The sequence below is a fragment of the Methanobrevibacter thaueri genome, assembly GCF_015062915.1.
GTDB lineage: Archaea > Methanobacteriota > Methanobacteria > Methanobacteriales > Methanobacteriaceae > Methanocatella > Methanocatella thaueri_B.
In genome coordinates this window covers 47,961-68,889 of record NZ_SUTJ01000008.1, presented here as the reverse complement: position 1 = coordinate 68,889, position 20,929 = coordinate 47,961, and the positions used below count along the sequence as shown (strand labels likewise).

At 37.0% G+C, this 20,929-nt stretch carries 25 protein-coding genes; 18 read left to right on the top strand and 7 right to left on the bottom strand.

All coding sequences use genetic code 11. The features are described 5' to 3' along the window. Nucleotide 1: 1 nt before the first annotated feature. From E7Z78_RS06710 to E7Z78_RS06645, 14 genes are all read left to right on the top strand, one after another. Nucleotides 2-508 (top strand): flavodoxin, encoded by a 507-nt coding sequence (locus tag E7Z78_RS06710; protein ID WP_303724395.1) that lies wholly within the window; start codon nt 2-4, stop codon nt 506-508. Between the two features lie 936 nt (nt 509-1,444). Beyond that, entirely contained in the window at nt 1,445-4,630 is a 3,186-nt protein-coding gene (locus E7Z78_RS06705; protein WP_303724394.1) for a right-handed parallel beta-helix repeat-containing protein, read from the top strand. A gap of 91 nt (nt 4,631-4,721) precedes the next feature. Then, nucleotides 4,722-5,567: a pantoate kinase gene (locus tag E7Z78_RS06700; RefSeq protein ID WP_303724393.1), complete on the top strand. Its 846-nt coding sequence runs from the start codon at nt 4,722-4,724 to the stop codon at nt 5,565-5,567. Beyond that, entirely contained in the window at nt 5,560-6,075 is a 516-nt protein-coding gene (locus E7Z78_RS06695; RefSeq protein ID WP_303724392.1) for an SAM-dependent methyltransferase, read from the top strand. The genes E7Z78_RS06700 and E7Z78_RS06695 overlap by 8 nt, the downstream gene beginning before the upstream one ends. 341 nt (nt 6,076-6,416) lie before the next feature. Continuing rightward, a complete protein-coding gene (locus tag E7Z78_RS06690) occupies nt 6,417-6,827 on the top strand; it encodes a PadR family transcriptional regulator (RefSeq protein WP_303724391.1) in 411 nt (136 codons plus the stop codon). Nucleotides 6,828-7,151: 324 nt separating this feature from the next. After that, entirely contained in the window at nt 7,152-7,943 is a 792-nt protein-coding gene (locus E7Z78_RS06685) for a 2-amino-3,7-dideoxy-D-threo-hept-6-ulosonate synthase (protein WP_303724390.1), read from the top strand. A 9-nt stretch (nt 7,944-7,952) separates the two neighbouring features. Then, nucleotides 7,953-9,083 carry a 3-dehydroquinate synthase II gene (locus E7Z78_RS06680; RefSeq protein WP_303724389.1) on the top strand — a complete coding sequence of 377 codons (1,131 nt, stop codon included), beginning with the start codon at nt 7,953-7,955 and terminating at the stop codon, nt 9,081-9,083. A 9-nt stretch (nt 9,084-9,092) separates the two neighbouring features. Then, entirely contained in the window at nt 9,093-9,650 is a 558-nt protein-coding gene (thpR, locus tag E7Z78_RS06675) for an RNA 2',3'-cyclic phosphodiesterase (protein WP_303724388.1), read from the top strand. A 4-nt stretch (nt 9,651-9,654) separates the two neighbouring features. After that, a complete protein-coding gene (gene cca / locus E7Z78_RS06670) occupies nt 9,655-11,007 on the top strand; it encodes a CCA tRNA nucleotidyltransferase (protein ID WP_303724387.1) in 1,353 nt (450 codons plus the stop codon). Nucleotides 11,008-11,087: 80 nt separating this feature from the next. Then, nucleotides 11,088-11,429 carry a hypothetical protein gene (locus E7Z78_RS06665; protein WP_303724386.1) on the top strand — a complete coding sequence of 114 codons (342 nt, stop codon included), beginning with the start codon at nt 11,088-11,090 and terminating at the stop codon, nt 11,427-11,429. Between the two features lie 46 nt (nt 11,430-11,475). Then, a complete protein-coding gene (locus tag E7Z78_RS06660) occupies nt 11,476-12,027 on the top strand; it encodes a DUF2284 domain-containing protein (protein WP_303724385.1) in 552 nt (183 codons plus the stop codon). A 12-nt stretch (nt 12,028-12,039) separates the two neighbouring features. Continuing rightward, the gene (gene npdG, locus E7Z78_RS06655) at nt 12,040-12,729 is read left to right on the top strand and encodes an NADPH-dependent F420 reductase (RefSeq protein WP_303724384.1); all 690 of its coding nucleotides are present in this window, start codon (nt 12,040-12,042) and stop codon (nt 12,727-12,729) included. Nucleotides 12,730-12,739: 10 nt separating this feature from the next. After that, nucleotides 12,740-13,228 carry a hypothetical protein gene (locus tag E7Z78_RS06650; protein WP_303724383.1) on the top strand — a complete coding sequence of 163 codons (489 nt, stop codon included), beginning with the start codon at nt 12,740-12,742 and terminating at the stop codon, nt 13,226-13,228. A gap of 62 nt (nt 13,229-13,290) precedes the next feature. Beyond that, on the top strand, nt 13,291-13,620 hold the full coding sequence (locus tag E7Z78_RS06645) for a TIGR04076 family protein (protein WP_303724382.1): 330 nt from the start codon (nt 13,291-13,293) through the stop codon (nt 13,618-13,620). A gap of 13 nt (nt 13,621-13,633) precedes the next feature. Here the strand turns inward: E7Z78_RS06645 and E7Z78_RS06640 are convergent, their stop codons facing one another. Continuing rightward, entirely contained in the window at nt 13,634-14,266 is a 633-nt protein-coding gene (locus E7Z78_RS06640; protein ID WP_303724381.1) for a CatA-like O-acetyltransferase, read from the bottom strand. A 73-nt stretch (nt 14,267-14,339) separates the two neighbouring features. Here E7Z78_RS06640 and E7Z78_RS06635 point away from each other — a divergent pair, with 73 nt between their 5' ends. Beyond that, entirely contained in the window at nt 14,340-15,671 is a 1,332-nt protein-coding gene (locus E7Z78_RS06635) for an FAD-dependent oxidoreductase (protein ID WP_303724380.1), read from the top strand. Between the two features lie 30 nt (nt 15,672-15,701). Continuing rightward, complete coding sequence (locus E7Z78_RS06630) at nt 15,702-16,679, top strand: Mrp/NBP35 family ATP-binding protein (protein WP_303724379.1); 978 nt, start codon at nt 15,702-15,704, stop codon at nt 16,677-16,679. Here the strand turns inward: E7Z78_RS06630 and E7Z78_RS06625 are convergent. Next, nucleotides 16,671-17,066, bottom strand: coding sequence for a hypothetical protein (locus E7Z78_RS06625; protein WP_303724378.1), 396 nt, complete (start codon nt 17,064-17,066; stop codon nt 16,671-16,673). The two genes, E7Z78_RS06630 and E7Z78_RS06625, sit on opposite strands and share 9 nt — an antisense overlap. A 20-nt stretch (nt 17,067-17,086) precedes the next feature. Next, nucleotides 17,087-17,977: a peptide-methionine (S)-S-oxide reductase MsrA gene (gene msrA, locus E7Z78_RS06620; protein WP_303724377.1), complete on the bottom strand. Its 891-nt coding sequence runs from the start codon at nt 17,975-17,977 to the stop codon at nt 17,087-17,089. Nucleotides 17,978-18,056: 79 nt separating this feature from the next. On the opposite strand from msrA, the gene E7Z78_RS06615 reads away from it, so the two are divergent. Together E7Z78_RS06615 and E7Z78_RS06610 are read left to right on the top strand one after the other, a co-directional pair. Next, on the top strand, nt 18,057-18,251 hold the full coding sequence (locus tag E7Z78_RS06615) for a hypothetical protein (RefSeq protein ID WP_292895518.1): 195 nt from the start codon (nt 18,057-18,059) through the stop codon (nt 18,249-18,251). A gap of 9 nt (nt 18,252-18,260) precedes the next feature. Then, nucleotides 18,261-18,533, top strand: a complete 273-nt coding sequence (locus E7Z78_RS06610; protein ID WP_303724376.1) for a hypothetical protein — start codon at nt 18,261-18,263, stop codon at nt 18,531-18,533. Here the strand turns inward: E7Z78_RS06610 and E7Z78_RS06605 are convergent. The 4 genes from E7Z78_RS06605 to E7Z78_RS06590 all read right to left on the bottom strand — a co-directional run bounded on the left by E7Z78_RS06605 (nt 18,522) and on the right by E7Z78_RS06590 (nt 20,862). Continuing rightward, nucleotides 18,522-18,788 (bottom strand): hypothetical protein, encoded by a 267-nt coding sequence (locus E7Z78_RS06605; protein ID WP_303724375.1) that lies wholly within the window; start codon nt 18,786-18,788, stop codon nt 18,522-18,524. The genes E7Z78_RS06610 and E7Z78_RS06605 overlap by 12 nt on opposite strands. Next, nucleotides 18,788-19,231, bottom strand: a complete 444-nt coding sequence (locus E7Z78_RS06600; protein ID WP_303724374.1) for a hypothetical protein — start codon at nt 19,229-19,231, stop codon at nt 18,788-18,790. Before E7Z78_RS06600 ends, E7Z78_RS06605 begins: the two co-directional genes overlap by 1 nt. A 1-nt stretch (nt 19,232) precedes the next feature. After that, the gene (locus tag E7Z78_RS06595; protein ID WP_303724373.1) at nt 19,233-19,721 is read right to left on the bottom strand and encodes a hypothetical protein; all 489 of its coding nucleotides are present in this window, start codon (nt 19,719-19,721) and stop codon (nt 19,233-19,235) included. A 196-nt stretch (nt 19,722-19,917) separates the two neighbouring features. Then, on the bottom strand, nt 19,918-20,862 hold the full coding sequence (locus E7Z78_RS06590; protein WP_303724372.1) for a ketopantoate reductase family protein: 945 nt from the start codon (nt 20,860-20,862) through the stop codon (nt 19,918-19,920). Nucleotides 20,863-20,929 lie beyond the last annotated feature (67 nt).

Genomic DNA, 20,929 nt, shown 5'->3' with positions numbered 1-20,929 from the left:
TATGTCAAGCTTAGTAATTTACTTTTCAAGAAACGGTGAAAACTACTTCGGCGGTGAACTTAAAAACATCGAAAAGGGAAACACTGAAGTTATTGCCGGATACATTCAGGAAATCGACAATGCAGAACTATTTAAAGTTGAACCTGCAGTAGAATATCCTGACGATTACATGAAATGCATTGATGTGGCCAAAAAGGAACAGCAAGATGATGCAAGGCCTGAAATCAAGCAAACCCTTGAAAGCATTGATCAATACGATACAATATACATCGGTTTTCCAAACTGGTGGGGAACCTTGCCGATGCCAATGTTTACTCAACTAGAGCCACTTGATTTTACTGGTAAAGTTGTAAAACCATTTGTAACCCATGAAGGGTCCGGTTTTGGCTCATCTCAAAAGGATTTGGACAAATTATGCCAAGGCGCTGAAATCAAAAGGGGATTGTCAATTCCTGGTGCCAGCGTATATGATGCAAAAGATACTGTAAAATCATGGATAGATGAATGAACTCATCTTCCTCATATTTTTTTCACTTCAACTTTATTCTAATAAAGAATAGTTGACTTTGCATTCAATTTTTGAATGATATTTAATTTATTAGAGTATATCAAAATTTAGTATACTTTTATCATTTTGTAAAAATTGTTAAACATATGTAAAATATTTTTGTTTTGTCTTAACAATATTGTCTAGTACTTATTAAACTATACTTATTCTGTAAAATATTGATTACATATGAATTTTCAATTATTTCATTAATTTAGTTTACATTTTTTATTTTATTCATTCAAATTGTAATGTATTCTATTCATTTTTATCTCAAAATTATGTAATATTTTTATGATACTTTTATTTTCAGTAATTATTGTTCACTAAATTTCCGATAATCCTATTGAATAAAAAATTTATATAAAATTAAAAAATGTTCATTAAATTGAATTAAACTATATCATTTTTTGCAATAAAGTATAAATATTGTTTTAATATAATATAAGATTACAATAATAATTTTGGAGATTATAAGATTATTGTTGAGAATAAGTAATTTATTCGATTATATTAATTGAATTTTAAAATTTAATTAAATAATTTATTAATTTAAATAATATATTTGCGATTTATTGAGTTAAATCAAATCTTAGAGTAAATATAAAAATCAAATGTTCAGATATATTTCAACTGAAAATGATTGGTATTCTTTGGTCTAGTGTTTTGTGGAATAGATATGATTGGCAATTCCTGTCAGCCATATTCTGTTGTACTTTAAGCATGTTGATGATTGCGGATATTATTTATTAAGAGGTTTAAATTAACTGGAAATAAATTTAATTTATATTATTAGATTATCAATTTGATTAGTTTATATTTTGATTTGACTCTCATTTGAGGGAAAAAATGAAATTTAATAAACTATTTGGAATTTTATTATTAATAAGCGTATTAATGTTATGTATAGGAGCTGTTGCTGCTGCAGACAATAATGGGAATGTGTCTGTGGTTGGAACAGATAATGGAAACTTGATGGTTGAAAATGAAGCTGTTTCTGACACACTCCACTCTTCAAGTGGGGATGTCTTAAGTGCTGGAAACAGTTGGTATGTAAAAGCAGGTGCAACCGGTGGAGATGGATCTGAAGCAAGTCCTTTTGGTGATTTAAAATCCGCTTTAGATAACACTAATCTTCAGGAAGGAGACACTATCTATGTTATGAGTGGAACATATAAAGGAGAATCCAACACTGGTTTAACAATTGATAAAAACAATTTAAATATTGTATCTGTTGATGATAAAAAGCCTGTATTTGATGGTGAAAATTCTCGTCAAATTTTTAAAATTACTGGTGATAATGTTGTACTTAAAGGTTTACAATTGACTAAAGGTAAATCTGCTAATGGTGGGGCATTATTTATTGATGGGGACAATGTTAAAGTTGATAAATGTACAATAAGTTCCAACAGTAATTCTGGTAACAGTAATGGTGCTGCAATTTATATTGCCGATCATAAGGGTATTTCAATTGTTAATTCAAGCATTAACGCAAATAAAGCTAGCAATATGGGCGGTGCAATTTATAATTTAGCTCATGACACTTTAATAGCAGATTGTAGTTTTTACAACAACAAGGCTAGAAACGGTGCTACAATTTTTTCAAACAACAAAATAAGGATTGTAGATAGTTCTATAGGTTCAGGGCATGTTACTGCGGTTCACGGATTTGGTGGTGGAGTTTTATTATATACTGATGCCAGTGAGTCAGTTATTGATAACGTTAAATTTTCCAGTTGTTATGGAGATCAAGGTGGTGCAATAGCTGCTGTCAACTGTGATAATATTACTGTAAATGATTGTGAAATTGCAAATTCTATTGGTATTACAGATTCATATCAAGCGGCTGATAGTGATGGTGCTGCAATTTGGATGAATGGTAAGAATAATTTATTCAACAATACCAGTATTCATGACTGTGCAGGATACGGTTATGGAATTGTATATGTTCCATCCTCATCAGACAATACAACATTTAATAATTGTTCATTTTTAAGGAATGCTGTTAATGATTATTATGGTTCAGGAATATATTCCAATTCAAACAACTTATTAGTTAACAATTCATACTTCTTTAAAAACCATTGTTCTAAATATGGTGGAGCAATTTTTGCTAATACTGGAGATAATATTACAATAGTTAACTCTGAATTCGTTGGAAATTACGCTGAAAGAGGTGGAGCAGTATATTTCGGAAAAGATGGGGCAACTAGATGCACAAATCCTGTCATTGACAATTGTACTTTTACAGATAATGGAATTTTCCCAAATCCTCCATTTGATCGTAATTTGACAAAAGGTGGAGCAATATTCTCTTGGGCTGAAAACACAACTATTACAAATTCAAATTTCACTCATAATGTAGCTCTTATGGGTGGTGCAATATTATTTGAATATGGACACAATTTCCTTGAAAATAATACATTCACAAAAAATATCGCTGAAAAATATGGTGGTGGAGCAGTATCCAGTACCAAACAAGGCGATACAATCAACAATTGTACTTTCATTGACAATCATGCTCAAGGATATGGTGGTGCTTTAAGTTGCGATTATCCTACTGTTACAAATTCCACATTCATTAGAAATCATGGAAATCACGGAGGAGCAATTTGCACAATAATCGCAAATGTTTCAGATTGTGAGTTTTATGACAATACCGCTGATGATGATTGGGTAGTGCTTGCGGCAACAAAATTGAATGAGAATAATAACATTCATCCTGGACAAGTTGCTCTTTCAATGAATCATACAAATTATATCGACATGACTTATGATAGAGAGAAAAATATAGGTTATGCTGACGGTTATTATGTATATTGTATTGAAGAAGATGCTGACTATCCAAGATATGGTGTGTTATGGGAGAATTTAAGATTTGCTCAAAATGCGATTACTGAGGAAAAAGTTGGGGAACTTCTTAAAATTTTAATTTTAACAAATTGGAATAATGAAAATGTAGATCATAATGATTTACAAGATGAAGTTAATATTTTCACAGACCATGATTATGAAAATAGTAATAATCCAGTTGTTAAAAAGGTATTGGAGTTATATAATAGCGGTTATAGAGTTCCAACAAACAATGCTATTAAAACATTGGATGATGGCAGAATTGAGGTATTCAATTTCGTTGAAATTTTAACTCCTTCAGCAACTCAAAATGTAATAGGATTCAATGTGACAATTCCGAAAATGAGTGTTGAAAAAGACGTCATAAATGTGGTTTGCATCAATAAGCAAGCTGAATTCAATATCACTGTTAAAAACACAGGTGAATGTAACATTACTCTTCCATGGATAAATGAGACTTATTTCAGTGATGGTTTAGTATATGATTCATTTAAATCTCCATATAATTGGACTTATGATAAAGAAACTAAACTATGGACATTGAATGATACTTTAGCTCCTGGAAAAACTGCTAATATCATATTGATATTTAATGTTACAAAGACTGGTAAAATGGTAAACAATGTTACAACCGGTCTTGGAAATCACACATTTGACAATGATACTGTAAACTTCACTTCTTATGCTCCAAACATGACTGTTGAGAAAATTTCCAACAATAAAACAGTTAAAGTGGGTGAATTAACCAGTTTTACCATTGTTGTCAAAAACACTGGTGACTGCAACTTGACTGGAGTATATGTAATCGATAAGGGAGCAGATGGTCTTGAATATGATCATACTGTTGATGAAACAGGCAAATGGTCATATGACGGAAATGGCAGATGGAACTATAACGGCACATTAGGCATTGGCGAATCCGCTAATTTCACAATTGTATTCAAGGCAATGAGTGAAGGATTCAAGGTGAACAATGCTATTGCAGGAAACAACATTACTAATGACACAGTCAACAGTACCAACACTACAAACGTGACCGTGGAGCATAATAATGAAACTGATGTTCCTGAAAATGGTACTGATGTGCCTGACAATACTACTGTACATCCTGAAAAACCTGTAAAATCAGCTAAAGCAAAAATCGACTCAAAAGCCACTGGTAATCCAATAATGGCTTTAATCGTTGTATTAATTGCTTTAGGATTCGGATCAAGACGTAGAAAACAATAATTTGGTTATATGATTTTTCATATAACTCTTTTTTTCTTTTTTTTAGTATTTTTTCAAAAATTTTAATTAAATTGAAAACATAATATTACTTATGTCAAATTCAGTTTTTGTACCTGGCCACATCACAGGCTTTTTTACAATAGAAAACCATGAAGTGTCATTGAAGAACGGTTCATGTGGTGCAGGATTTTTACTTTCCAAGGGAGTCAGAACAACAGTGGATTCATCTGATGAATTAGAAATCAATGTCAATCAGGGGGATTCAACAGTAATTGATGAGGTTCTAGGCATTTTGGAAATAGACACTAATTTTAAAATCACACAGGATATACAATTGCCTATTGGAGCAGGCTTCGGCACATCAGCCGCTTCAGCCTTTAGTCTGGCATTGGCGTTAAATGATTTTCTGGAGTTGAATTATCCTACAGAGCTATGCGGTCAAATCGCACATATGGCTGAAGTCAATCTTGGAGGTGGCTTGGGTGATGTTATCGCTCAAAGTGGAAAAGGAATGGTTTTGCGAACAGAACCTGGCGCTCCAGGTATTGGTAAAATAGAATCCTTTGAGGAGGATGTATTTGTCGGCTGGAAGACCTTTGGAAAGATTGACACATCAAGTGTCATAAGTGATCCTCATAAAAAGGAGGTAATTTCTGATGTAGGATTGAAATACCTTGAGTTTTTTGAGGAAAAGTCAAGCCTGTGGAATTTCCTGGACTTTTCATATAAGTTTGCCGATGAGACAAAACTAATGTCCAGCGAAGTAAAAGAACTTATTGATTATCTTAATTCCTGTGATGATATTTTGGGTAGTTCCATGGCAATGCTTGGAAATACTGTATTTGCCTTTGCATCTGATGAAAGCTCATTAAAAGATACTGGCATAGAAGACTTCCATATAGATAAACTTAACAATGTTGGGATAGTTCATGATTAAATTGAGTTATGATGTTGAAAAGTATCGCCGTGACATAGCCGAATTGGTGAAGCCGGACGATACGGTTATAGAACTCGGCTGTCACGTTGGAGGAACCACAAAAACACTTCCTGAAACCTGCAACATCATAGCGCTTGACAATTCTCCTGAAGCGTCTGCAGAAATGGAAAAGTTGGCTCATGTGAATTTCATCAATGAGGATGTGAGGCTGCATGATACATTATTGAAAGTGTTTGAGACAGTCCAGTCATGTGACATGCTGCTGATTGATCTTGGTGGTGGATATCATCCTGACACTGTATTTAAGGTATTCTATATCTGGTCAAGTACATTCAAGCCTACACACACTTTCATAAGAAACAGAGGACTTTTGGAGTTTTTCAATTCAGCTGAGGGAAAATGTGAGGAGTATGTTTCAGCTGAAGGGTATTTAGAGTCTTACCATGATTCAGGAATTCCTCCTCAAATAAAGGAATTCTCATTGTGGACGGACTCGATTGAAAAATAATCAACTTGAAGTATTCTAAAATTTAGAGTACTCTTTTTATATACTTTTTTAAATAAAAATATATTTAGGTGTATTTGAATTAACTTAAAGAAATTGGGGATGATGCTTCTAACGGTCTTGAGTTAGTCTTGATAATGTGCTCAGTTTCTGTTTAAATTCAACAAACATGGTATTGCCGACGTCAAACAGAATAGCAAATGTGTAGATAATGATGCACATGTTTTGATGGCGGGAAATGTGACTATCCCGGTTAGACTTTGCAAAAAGATATAAAAAAATATCTCATGTAACAATCTAAGGGATACAATTTTTCAATTAATCAATTTTTAGGTGCATTTTTAATGTCTGAGAATAAACAGGACAATTATGTTGATTTCATCAAGGGCAATAAGATTGTCAAATCCACAGTAAACGGATTGTACAGGTTTCTTGTGCTTTGGATTATAAAATATAACAAGAGCATTCACGGCTATGGAATCATGAAGGAATTGGACAAGTTTTTTGAAAATCTAATTGATGAAGGAGTCATAAAGAAATCCAATCCCAGCAAGATTTATCCTATTTTAAAGCAGATGGAAGAATACGAACTGATTACCGGTGAGGAAGTGGCACAGGATGACAAGAAAGTCACATTCTATCAAATCACCGAAAAGGGAGTGTTTTTCTTGGATTACATCTTCAAAAGATTCATGCTTCATGAGATGAATCCTCAGTGGAAGCTTATTTATGATGACTTGATGTCAAATAAATGAATTATTTCACAACAATTAACCATATATTTGGTTAACTACTATTTTTTTTCAATATTTTTTCATGATTTTATCAAATCTATTGTTTTTTGCCATTTTATCCAATTTGGTTTTTTAACACATTATTTTCAAAAAATTATATAAACTTTATAGCAGATATTTAATATTGGATTATTATTGATAAAAATAATATGATTTGATTGTAAGATGTTCAAAAATTCATGATTTATGTTACATTATTTATCAGATTTGATTATTGGATTGTATATTTTTGTACAATCAATATTAAATAATATTAAATAGATAATATAAATTGAGGTTATAACTATGATAGGTAAAAAGATTCGTTTAGAAAGAATCATCAACAGAAATACAAAAAGAACAGTTATTGCACCAATGGACCATGGAGTGTCCAGCGGTCCGATTCCAGGAATAATCGACATGGACGAAACAGTGGAAAGCATCTCCCAAGGTGGAGCGGACGCAATCCTAATGCATAAGGGAATAGTTCAACAAGGACACCGTGGTTACGGTAAGGACATAGGTCTTATTGTGCACTTGTCAGCAAGTACCTCCCTTGCACCTGACCCAAACGACAAGGTAACAGTAACAAGCGTTGAAAAAGCAATCCAATTAGGGGCTGACGCAGTATCCATTCACGTGAACTTAGGTTCAGACACTGAAAGCCAAATGCTTCAGGAATTGGGAAAAATAGCTGAAACCTGTGACTACTGGGGAATGCCTCTTCTTGCAATGATGTACCCAAGAGGACAGAAAGTGGAAAACGAGCATGATGTTGAATTCGTGAAACATGCTGCACGTGTTGGATCTGAATTAGGTGTTGACATCGTCAAAACCAACTACACCGGTGACCCTGACTCATTCAAGGAAGTTGTTGAAGGAGCAATCGTTCCTGTAGTGATTGCTGGAGGTCCTAAAATAGACACTGATGAAGAGCTATTGCAGATGGTAAAGGACTCTCTTGAAGTCGGCGGTGCGGGAGTTGCATTCGGACGTAACCTGTTCCAAGCTGAAAACCCTGGAAAAATCACCCGTGCAATCTCTGAAATCGTTCACCATGACGCTGAAGTTGATGAAGCAATGAAATTCTTAGAATAAGGTGATTGGATGCAAGACAAATTCGCTTGGATAAGCACACCTGATGAATTATGGGAAGACAAGAAGGAAATGATCACCACTGCAATGGAATCAGGAATCGACCATGTGCTTGACCTTGATGATGCGGAACTCATCAGAAAACTGGGAAACGTCAAGATAATTGCAAACAATGATGAAGCAGACATATATCTTGTCGGAATCAACGGTGAAGGAGACGGATTCATTGAATTGAGTGAGGATTTCACCGATTCAGTTGATATTGCCGATGCAAGAAAAGCAAAAAGCGAAGGAAAAACAGTATGCGCATATATCATAATCACAGATAAGGCTCATGAGCAATTGGCCGTGAAACTCGGTGCAATCGTAGATTATATCATTCTTGTCGGAACCGACTGGACAATCATCCCGCTTGAAAACATCATTGCGGACCTTCAAAAAGAGGATGTTGAAATCATAGCTGCAGTGAGGGACCTTGACGGTGCAAGAGTGGCACTTGAAACCCTTGAACACGGTACAGACGGGGTCATTTTTGAAGCCAATGACTTCAACAACATCAAAAAGATTGCTCAGGAAGTCGTGGAAGCATCACAGACAAAATATGAATTGAAAGTGGCCACAGTAACCAACGTCAAGCCATTGGGTTCAGGAGACAGGGTATGTGTTGACACAACCGACATGATGAAGCCAGGTGAAGGAATGCTCATCGGTTCATATTCCAAATCAATGTTTCTTGTACACTCAGAATCTCTTGAAAGCGAATATGTTGCATCAAGACCGTTCAGGGTAAACGCAGGCCCTGTCCAGGCATATGTAATGGTTCCGGGCAACAAAACAAGATACCTATCAGAGCTTGTTGCCGGGGATGAAGTATTGATTGTAAACACTGAAGGGGAAAGCAGAACAGCATATGTCGGAAGAAGCAAGATTGAAAGGCGTCCATTGATACTCATTGAAGCTGAATATGAAGGAAAAACAATCAGAACACTGCTTCAAAACGCTGAAACAATCCGCATTGTTGATGAGAACAACGAACCATTGTCAGTTGCAGATGTGAAACCTGGAGACAAGGTGAAGGTTTACATTGAAACCAGTGCACGTCACTTCGGAATTGCAATTGACGAGACTATCATAGAGCAGTAGGTGTTGGAGATGTCCCAGGTAAGAGCATTCTTGGCAATTGATGTGGATGATGACCTGAAGCCGAAAATCAATAAAATCATCAAGCAATTCAAGCAGATCGACACCAGAATAAAGTATGTGGAACTGGCTAACCTGCACTTGACCTTGAAGTTCTTCGGAGACATCGACACCAATGGTTTGGAAGTGCTTGAAAAGGCAATAGCCAATGTCCTTGCAGATTTCCATCCATTCAAAATAAGCATCAAGGGCTGCGGAGCATTCCCAAACAGCAACCACATCAAGGTCATATGGGTTGGAATAGATGATGATGCTATCATAAAGGATATGCACGACAGGCTCGATAAGGAGTTCACCCGTTTGGGCTTTGACAAGGACAGGAAATTCTCAACACACCTGACAATAGGAAGGATGAAATCAGCCAAAAACAAGAACAAGGTTAAGGAGACCATTGAAGAGTTCGAGGATGTTGAGATAGGTGAAATGGAAGTTGACAGAATCATCCTTAAGAAATCTACATTAACACCTCAAGGACCGATATATGAGGATTTAACAATATTTGAATTGTGATTACATGGATTATGAAGCTATTTTAGAAGATATCAAACCGACAACAGAGGAAAAGGAACACATTGACAGTGTCTCTAAAAGGATAATGGATTTCCTGCAGAATGCATGCAATGAAAAGGGGATTGACGCCAAGGTGACACTGGTCGGATCCGTTGCAAAAAACACTGCACTTAAGGGAAAGTCAGACATTGATATCTTCATAGCATTTCCATTGGATACAGACAAAAAATATTTAAAAGAGAAAGGGCTTGAACTGGCCCATGAATGCTGCACTGAATTTGATGTTGATGCTGAACATCATTTTGCATCACACCCTTACGTCACAACCGTGATTGAGGAGTGTGAAGTGGATATCGTTCCATGCTATTCCATCAAGGACGGCAGTGAGCTCAAATCAGCTGTTGACAGGACAATTCTACACACTCGTTACGTCAAGGCAAATCTTAGCCAGTCACAGCAAGATGAGGTTCTTCTCTTGAAACGCTTCATGGCAATGACTGGAACATACGGTTCTGAGTTCAAGGTGGGCGGATTTGCAGGATACCTTTGCGAATTGCTCATTATCCATTACGGAACCTTTGAGGAGACTCTCAAGGCGGCTGTCAACTGGAAATACGGTCATGTCATCGATTTGGAAAAATATGGTACTTCCAAGAATTTCAAGGACCCGTTGATAGTCATAGACCCGACTGATGAAAACAGAAATGTTGGAGCCGCATTGAGGCTTGATAAGATGGCGGAATTCATCCAATCCGCACGCAACTACCTATTCGGCGACAACAAGAAAGATTATTTTTACCCGCTTCCTCGTGAATTGAAAAGAGAGGATATTCTAAACGAGTTTAAATTGAGAAACAGTGATTTGATTGCATTCAGGTTTGATATTCCTGACATGCCACTGGATACTCTTCACCCTCAGCTTAGAAAGACCTGTGAGGCTCTTGAAAGGAAACTCAACAGTGAGGAGTTCAATGTATTCAAGGCTGACTACTGGAGCGATGAGGTTGAAAACTGTGTGATACTACTTGAAATGGCTTCATCCAGATTGAATGATGTCAAGGTCAATGTGGGGCCTAAGGTGTTCATAACTCAGGCTTGCGAGAATTTCGTTGCAAAGTATGGCCGTGAAAACTGCTATATCCAGGGAGATTTCTTGGTCCACACTCAAAAAAGGCAGTTCAACAATGCAGTTGATTTAATCACATTCATTTTCACCAAGGAACATATTGGCATGATCAAGGTCGGTAAGAATCTCAAAAATATTTTGATTAACACTTTCGAGTTCATTGATGTTGCTGACATCGACTTGGAGTTTCTGGATGACTTTCTAAATCCGGGCCAGCACATTTCAAGGTGAATCTTTTTTTTAAAAACATTAATATATGATTATTTCTATAAGATTATTCAAGAATTTTGGTATACCTAAAAAGTGATAAGATGTATGAGAAAACATTATATGATTTTGAAAACCAGGATATGTCCGATTACAAGAACATTGAAAAGAAATCCCTCAAAAAGGCGGTTGAGCTGAATGACAAGCTCATTGACGCTAAAACAATCCTTGAAGAGATTTCATACGATTGGGATGAGCTTATTAACTTTTTTGAGGAAGAGAAAATCTCAAAATACTGCGAGTTCAAGGGCCAGCAGACAATAGACTTTGACGAGGAGCTGTTAAGCGCAATCGTTTCGACATTAAGGCAATCTCTGATTAATGTCAACAAGGCCGTTGGGTATAATTCAAAAAAGATTAAGATAAATCGGACAATTGATGGATAATGTTTAAAGGAAAGTTTTATAATATTAAATTTGTATATAAATAATTATGTCAGAGATAAAGAAACTAACTGCAGACGTTGACGTTGAAGAGTACTATAAAAATTACGTCGACTTTGAAAAATTCTCCAAACTCTGCATTGAAGAGCAGGAAACCCTAGGATACAACTGGAGCTACCCTCCATTCGACTTTGATGTGGATGAACTTTGGAAATCATACAATAAACTCAAGATTATCGCTTTTAAAATAGAATTCTCCTCTGAAGAGCTGGAGCACACCTTTTCAGATGAGGAGCTGGAATTTGTTCTCAAGAGATTCGAACGCATCAAGGGACGATTGATGAATGACATCTATGTCCTGGAAAATGAGGATTCAAAGGGTCTCTTTTTAGGAAAATGCAACCTGTGCATGAGATGCACAAGGGAATTCGGCATGATGTGCAAGATGCCGTTCAAGATGAGATATCCACTTGAAGCCCTTGGAGCCGACGTGGACAGGACAGTTGAGGACATATTCGGATTTAAAGTACTTTACGCTCATGATGGCAAACTGCCTGAACACTTGGTGTTCGTTGGCGGATTGCTTTATGATAAAAAATAAGGTGGTAAAAAAATGAAAGTAAGTATAATTGGTGGAACTGGTCCACAAGGACTCGGTATAGCTGAAAGATTAGCTATTGCTGGCGTGGAAGTCATTGTTGGATCCAGGAAAGAAGAAAAGGCACTTGACGTAGTAGAACAAGCTAAAAAAGATTTAGCCGATTATGACTTATCCAACATGTGTGGTATGGCTAATGAGGATGCTGCCCGTGAAGGTGATGTTTTAATCATCACAGTACCATTAGTCGCTCAAAAACCAACTGTTGAAGGAATCAAAGAGTTCTGTAAGGACAAGATTGTCATGGATGCAACAGTACCTCTTGAAACTGCAATCGGTGGAAAACCATTCCGTTTTGTTGACCTTATGGAAGGATCCGCTGCTGAAAGAACCGCAAAAATCCTTGAAGGAACCGGTGCAAAAGTAATCTGTGCATTCTGTAACATTTCAAACTCTCACCTTGCAAACATTCCAGAAGAAATCGACTGTGACTGTTTAATTGCAGGAGATGACAAGCAAGCAAAAGAAACCGCAGCTGAAATAATCGACAAAATCCCAGGTGTCAGAACAATCGATACCGGTATTTTAGAAAAAGCAAGAATCATCGAAAAAATCACTCCATTACTAATCGGATTAAACATCAAGTACAAATCCCATTACGGTGGATTAAGAATTACAGGAATACCTGCTTTAGACAAAGACTAAATTGATTTATATGGATTCATTTGAGGCATTAATCGGAAAAAACATTAATGATGTAACCTTAAATGAATCACCAAACTTTTTTTTAGCCCCACTGCAATACAGCAATAAGTTATGCGGCAAGAGATACCCATCATCAAAATACAAACTCGCTGACATTGACTATTTTAACTTGATTTCCTTTTCCGAACTCTTTAAAAAGGAAGCCGTGCTTATCATCTGGTACAATGATGAGGATATCATCACCGATTTGGAGATATACTATTTGAGCAACGATTTTGACGTGCTGTTTAAGGATTACTATTATATCAAAAAGGCCATTGACAATGGTGAGGCACACAACCTGACAGAAGGAGACACTAAGTTTTTAGGAGCTTCAAGACTCAATGAAAAGGTGGCTCAGCCCAATTCGGATAGATTGGCTCATAAAAGGGAATTTGTCCTAAAGAAAAAGTATCTTCAAAAGATCATCAACGAGCTTTCAGTCAAATCATGCATGTAGTTACTTTTGGCTAAATTCTAGAACCATTACTATTATCATATATTTTAAACAAATTTATTAACATGAAAAAAGTTAAGATTACTATTTTAAGGACTACTCTTCAAGAGGATCTTGCAAAGGAATATGGTATTGATGGTCTTTCAACATGTCCATTAATGAGTGAAGGTCAGGTTTATTATGCCGATTACGCCAAGCCTGACGGATTCTGTGACGAGGCCTGGAAGGCAATATATCAGTACGTTTTTGCACTTGCCCATGGTGCAAGTGAAGTTTGGTATTATTCTGACTGGATCAAAACTCCTGGTGTGGCAATAGTTTCATGTAATGACGGTTTAAGGCCAGTCATCATGAAACTGGAAGCAACAGACATTGAAGCTGTTGCAGATGAATAGATAATATCTATGTTTAATCGAATAAGTCGTTATTAAACTCTTTTTGAGCGTTTTCATAGAAGTATCCGAGTTCCCTGCCGTTAACGAAGATATGTGAAACGGTGATTGAAATGCTCATCTCATAATCATCATTTACTTTTCCCCAGGTAACCAACGGCTGGATTGCTCCTCCGTCAACAGTACAGTTGGTAAGCATGTCAAAGTCAACCCAGGGGATGCAGGATAGGTTAACAATGTTTGTATAATCCCTTTCTTCCATCTCGCAGATGAAACCTCCATCATTACCTGATAAAACTTCAGAAATCTCCTCACGCACATAATCGTGCCATTGGAGGATATCATCAAATTCCTGAGGAACCCTAACTCTCATTTCACGATAGATTCCCTTATCCTCATCCATGATTGGAGTGACACCGTCAAGATAATCGTGTTCTATTGCCTCATCATTTAAAATTCTTCTTTTAAGCTGAGGAACTGAATTGACGGCATTGAGGATGCATCCCATGCTCATGACATAGAATGACTTGTCGTTTTCATGGCACCATTTCCACAACTTTTCAACATTCACTCTTGCAGACATTGCGTATCTGGCGGATTGGAAATTTATGAATGGATTGTTTTTCAAATCAAAATCAAGTTTTTTCATTGTATAACCTTAATCTTTTTATATCATTTATAATTATATATAATACTGTATAAATCATTATGGTTTTGTTAAAATGAAGGTAGTAATTGTAGGCGGAGGAGCTGGAGGAATCTCAACAGCTTCCAATATTCGTAAACTCGACAAAGACATTGAAATAACAGTTCTCACAAGAGACAACAAGGTTGCATACTCACCATGCGCTATTCCATACGTATTGTCAGGTAAAATTGAATCTTTTGATGATATCATCATGAGAACTCCTGAAGATTATAAGGAAAAGGACATTGACGTTATCGTTGAAGTGGAAGTAACTGAAGTTGATTCAGACAAAAAAACTGTCACTTATGAGAAAAACGGTAAAAAGACAGTCCTTGATTATGACAAGCTCGTTCTAGCAACCGGAGGAAACCCATTCATCCCTCCAATGCAGGGAGTGGACCTTGATGGAGTGTTCAGAATACGCAACATCGACGACGGTATCAGGGTACAGGAAGCAATGAAAGATGCTAAAAGCGCAATCGTAACCGGTGCAGGATTGATTGGTATTGAGATTGCATTTGCACTTAAAAAGCAAGGGCTTGATGTCATATTAAGTGAAATGTTGCCTCAAATCGTGCCAAGATCCCTTGACAAGGACATGTCCGATATTCTCGTCAAATACCTTGAAATGGAAGGAATCAAGGTCGTATTGGGCAAGCCTATCACCAAGCTGATTGGTGAAGGCAAGGTCGAGAAGGCATGCTTCGGCGATGAGGAAATCTACGACGCAGACATGGTCATCATGGCAACAGGTGTAAGGGCTGAATTGAAATTAGCTGAAATGGCGGGTTGTGAAATCGGAAGATGGGCAATCCTTGTAAACGACAGGATGGAAACCTCAGTAGAGGACGTTTACGCTGTCGGTGACTGTGTTGAATCAAAAGACTTGATTTTAGGTTCAAACACCATTTCACAATTGGGTACCACCGCTGTGCGTGAGTCAAAGACATTGGCACGTACCATCTGCGGAAAGAAATCCAAGTTCAACCCAGTATTGAACTCAATGGTGTCAAAAGTGGGCAAACTGGAATTCGGTGCAGTCGGATACACCACAAGCTTCGCTCAGCAAAACCGTATCAGGCCTGTTGTGCAGAAGGTGCAGGCACTTACAAGAGCACGTTACTATCCTAACGCAAAACCAATGGATATCAAAGTTATCTGTGATGGAAATGGAACCATTATCGGATGCCAAATCATAGCAGAGGAAAGGGTGGCTGAAAGAATCGATACAATGACATTAGCCATTACTGAAGGATTGACCTGCTTCGATTTAAGCAATATGGAATTCGCTTACGCGCCACCTGTATCAATGGTTACAGATCCTTTAATCCTTGCCGTAGAAGAGGTAAGTAAAAAATTCAGTTAAATTAAACTAACATTTTGGAGATGATATAAAATGCCAGAACATGGTCACGGCCATGGTCATCATGGTCATGGGGGTCAAATGACTCCGGAACAACAAATGCAAATGATTCAGCAAGACATCAGGCTTGCAAAAAACCTGGGTCAAATCAAACATAAAATCGTTGTTATGAGTGGAAAAGGAGGAGTTGGAAAATCCACCGTAGCGGCTAACATCGCTGAAACCCTCCAGGCAATGGGCTACAGTACAGGTATCCTCGATGCGGATATTCACGGTCCTAACGTGCCAAAAATGCTCGGTATCGAAATGCTTGAAGAGGAATTCAACCAATATCAATTCGACGCATTCAAAAACATTGTCGAAGCCGACCTTGATACAAGCTTGCCTGAAGATGAGCAACGCGAATTCATTGAAGAGAAGAAAAAAGAATATCAGCACTCAATATTCCCTGTAGTAACTCCAACCGGTTTAAAAGTAATGTCAATGGCATTTCTCATAGATGCCCTGGACAGGCCAATCATATGGAGGGGACCTCAAAAAACCGGAGCAATTAAACAATTAGTTTCAGATTGTCACTGGGGAAAACTTGACTTTTTAATCATCGATAACCCACCTGGAACAGGGGATGAACCTTTAACAGTTCTTCAAACCATTCCTGAAACCGACTTAGTGCTCATGGTCACCACACCTAACGTCGTTTCACAGGAAGATGTGCTTAAATGTGTCAAGATGGTTGAGATGATGAACATCAAAAACATCGGACTTATCGAGAACATGGCATACTACATCTGTCCACACTGTAACGAGAAACTCAACATTTTCGGTGAAGGCAATGGTGAGAAGTTCGCTGAAGAAATGGAAATCACTTACTTAGGTGATTTGCCTATTGAAGAAAAAGTTTCCGATGCACCTAATAAAGACGGTGCTATTTCCGTTCTTGATCCTTCAGATGAAGTGTCCAAGAGATTTGTGGAAATCATCGAAGACATTAAAAAAGAGTTTTTAGAGTAAGCTAGTATTCAATATATAGCTTACACTACTAATATTTACCAAGAATCCTAAGAATTTAGGATCTTCTTTTAATTTTTTAAAGTAATCCAATTTTTCTATAACGTATTCCTTATTCTCATCCATCACGTTCAAGGAGAAGTACTGCATTCCAAGAATGTATTCCCTTTCGTCAGTAAAAACAGGAACAATATACTCGTCATGATTGCCGTATGGAATTTTAACAGGATTGTCATCCTCTGTTGAGATGATGAAGACATTTTCGGTGATGTATTCTTTCATGTCATCTTCTATTTTGAGTATTGCTTCCTCATTGCCGTTCTCGCCCTGCATATAGGCAAGATTTATCATGTTTTTAAATTCAGGGTTTTTAATTTCTTCCAGCTTCATCGTATCACTATTTGTATTTTTTAATATTTATCTTTTTGAAGTTTATCAAATTCCTGTTTTGGTATGAATCTCAATGTAGCCGAGTTTATGCAGTATCTGGGTGAGCCTCCAGGACCGTCATGGAAAAGATGTCCCAAGTGTGAGTTTGCCTTGGCGCTTCTGACCTCTATGCGTGTTGTTCCATGTGAGAAGTCCCTGTGCTTTGTGATTGCATCTTCACTGATGGGCTTTGAAAATGCCGGCCATCCGCATCTTGAGTCAAACTTGTCATCAGAAGAGAACAAAACCTCGCCATTTACAACATCCACATACACACCATCTTCAAAAAAGTCATCATACTTGCCACTGAAGGGTGTTTCTGTTAAAGAAAGCTGTGTTATTTCATACTCTTCCTTGGTTAAGTGGTCGAATTCTTCATCATCTATTAAATTTAAATCAACATGACAATAGCCCTGCGGGTTTTTCTCAAGGTACTTCTGATGATATTCTTCGGCAGGATAGAAATTAGATATTTCATGCGCCTCAACAACAATCCTTTCAGAGGATTCCTTCTGTTTTTTCCTCAGGAATTTGATGACAGTGTCTCGTTGGGATGCCTCTTGCCAATAGATTCCTGTCCTGTACTGTGTCCCTATGTCAGGGCCTTGGCGATTTCTGGTGTGTGGATCAATAATCTTAAAGAAACTCTCTAAAATTTCATCTAAAGCAATGATTTTCGGATTGTAAGTTGCCTTAACGGTTTCAGCATGACCGGTTTTGCCACTGCACACCTTTTCATATGTTGGTGCAAGGTCATTGCCGTTAGCGTATCCAACTTCAGTGGAATTCACACCCTTGAGTCTGGAAATGAAAGCTTCAACACCCCAAAAGCATCCTCCTGCCAAATAGATTACTTGCTGTTTTTCAAACATGTTTAATAATTTGTCGTTAAACATAAAATATTTTTATTAGGTAATCTAAAATTTATATTATATACTGGAGGAAATTTTAATGTTTTACAGTACAATAATGAAAATCGATTCAATTGACAGATTAAGAGACATCAGGGATGCACTCCTAGTGGAACAAGGTATCAACCCAACCCGTCAAGGAGAACAAGCTATTAAAGTTGTAGTTGAAAGAATTGATGAGATTCAAGCTACATTAGATAAATCCGCAACCAAAAACTTAAACAGAAGAAGATAAGTGATTTAAGTGATAAGAAGAGTAACATCATCAAGACGATTACTCAGAAAGAGAATGTATAAGGCACCACATTCCAGACATAGGGTTTCCCAATATTACCGTGAAAACAAGAACAAGGCAAAACCTCACCAGGAAAAATTTAAGGAAATGAACGGACCTAACATCAAACCTAGAAGAAGACCTAAAAGAGAGGTTATTGAAGGGTTTAAGATGTCATATAGGTACAAGTATTATCAAAGCGGTAATGTAGAAGAAATAGATGAAGAAGAATTAGATGAGTAATTCTTCTTTTGTAATTATTTTATTTTCAGAATGTATATTTAAAATCAGACCACTGAATGCATCATCATTTTTAGCTAATTCTTTAAAGAGCTCATCGGAAACTTCAGTAGGCTTATAGTCAGCCAATTCAAGATATTCAAAGCCTTTTTCGTATTCTTCAAGGCTTGGGAATACTATTATTTTAAAGTCATCAAGGCTACCGGTAACAAGAAAATCCTTTTCATGATCCTCACCGATTGTAGGGCAGACATACATCAGAAATCACCGTCCCTGCTCATGTTGAAGTTCTGGGAGTGTGGATTAATCACGAAACCTTCAAAATATTCGTCGTTTTCGGCCAATTCGGCAATATCATCAGGACTTATTACCTTCAAGTCCAACTTGTCAAGGAACAATTTAGAGATTTTGGCACTGCCTATTGCATATTCGCGCATGTCAGTGAAAACCGGAATGACATATTCCCTGCTTGCTTCTGTAATTGTCAATTTAACTGGTTTTTCAGCTTCATCGACAAGTGTGAAGTAGATTTCAGTTGGATAAGTGTCCTTAATGTTTTTCTTGACAGCTTCAAGCTCAACTGCATCCTCGCTTTTAAGCTTCTTGACCATGTCAGCGTATATCTGAATATACTCTTTCAATTGGCTTTTGGCAGCCTTAACATTGTTTTTTTGATAATCTTCGTAGTCTTTAGGATTCATACTAGTCACAGCATTCGTGAACGTCTTCATGAGCGATTACAAAATCCCATTGTGGTGCGTTGATAGCAAGTCCAATGAAATCTTCATCCTCATGATGATCTGCAATGATTTCTTCACCTGTTTTGGTTTCACATTCAAATTCAATGTCGCCGAACTCTTCTTTGAACTGTTCAATGCCTGCGTCAGCTTCTCCTTGGTCGGTGAATACTGGTATTACGAACTCTTCGTGTTCCTCGTCTTCATCGCTTACAATTAATGCAACAACTTCTTTTTCATCTTCATTGCTGTTGAATACGATAATGAATTCTTCGCCAAATACCTTGTGTTCGATGTTGTGGTAGATTTCACCCATCTCTTCGATTTGGTCTTGGTGTTCTTCCTCAAATCCTTCAGGAAGTTCTTCTGAATCATCTAAAGCGTTTTCAATCTTTTCGTTTAAGTCATCGTCAAGTTCTATAAATTTTTCTACTAATTCTTTAAGTTCACTCATAGTATCACATTAATAATTTTATAAAAATAAGAAATTCTTTTTAAAAACAAATGAACATTCTCTTCCTAAACACCACTAAAGGAATACAAGCGAATGCTCATTTCAACCATCACCATTGTTCATATTATAAAAAAATAGTACATAACAATATGAACAATACTATTTTAACTTTCAACATATATAAAGTTTTAGTTTTTTAGAATGAGTTTTCAATAGCTTTAATTAGGTTATATATAAATTTATTAGTTTTTACGTTAACATTATTGGCCTCACCTAGTTGAATGACTTTACCGTTGAGTGAATCAATCTCTGTTCTTTTCCTGTTTTGAAGGTCATGATGGGTTGATGAGTAGTGATTATATGTGTCGGGGACAAGCTTTGAGTAGAAAACATCCCTGTACTCATCTGCATTCGCCCAAAATGTCTCATATGGGGAGGCTTTTATTACCTCGAATATCTCATCAATGATGCTGTTCATGATGTCTAGAGTGTAGGGGTTTTCAGTGAGCTCGCCGTATGTCTTATTCAAGATTGCTCCTAGTGGATTTAATGCGCAGTTGTAAAGCATCTTCGCCCACAGGTACTTGTCGACCTCGTCGGTGACTTCGCATTTGATTCCGGATGCTGTGATTAAATCTGCAATTTCCTGCAGGCATCTGGTGTCCTGGTTTTGAAGGGATCCCAATTGCATCGGTTCCGTGTAGACGGTCACTTCGCTGATGTGTCTTTCAGGTCTTGCAAATCCGGTGATTATCCTTGCACAATATACTTGCTTTTTGGGGAAGTATCTCAGGTATGGCTCGTCGTTTCCAAAGCCATTTTGAACGATTAGAATCTTTCCGCTTTCTTTTAATATGTCCTTTTGATTGTTAAGGTTGTCTGATATGTCCTCGTTAGCGGTTGTCTTTGATGCTATGATGATGTAGTCGAAAGTGTTTTCAGGTATATCATTGTAGTCATCATATACTGGTAAATTTTCTATTTTTATGTGTTCAAACAGTCCAACTCTTCTGATTCCATTTTCCCTTATTGCCCTTGCGGTTTCGCCACGTGCATAGATTGAAACGTTTTCACCTTGTGAAGCGAGGGATGCTGCAAGCCCTATTCCAACCGCTCCGGCACCAATCACTAAGATATTCATGATTATAGTTTTGTTTTTAATAAGTAATAATCATTATTCATTTTAATTTTATTTTTTTATCAAATGT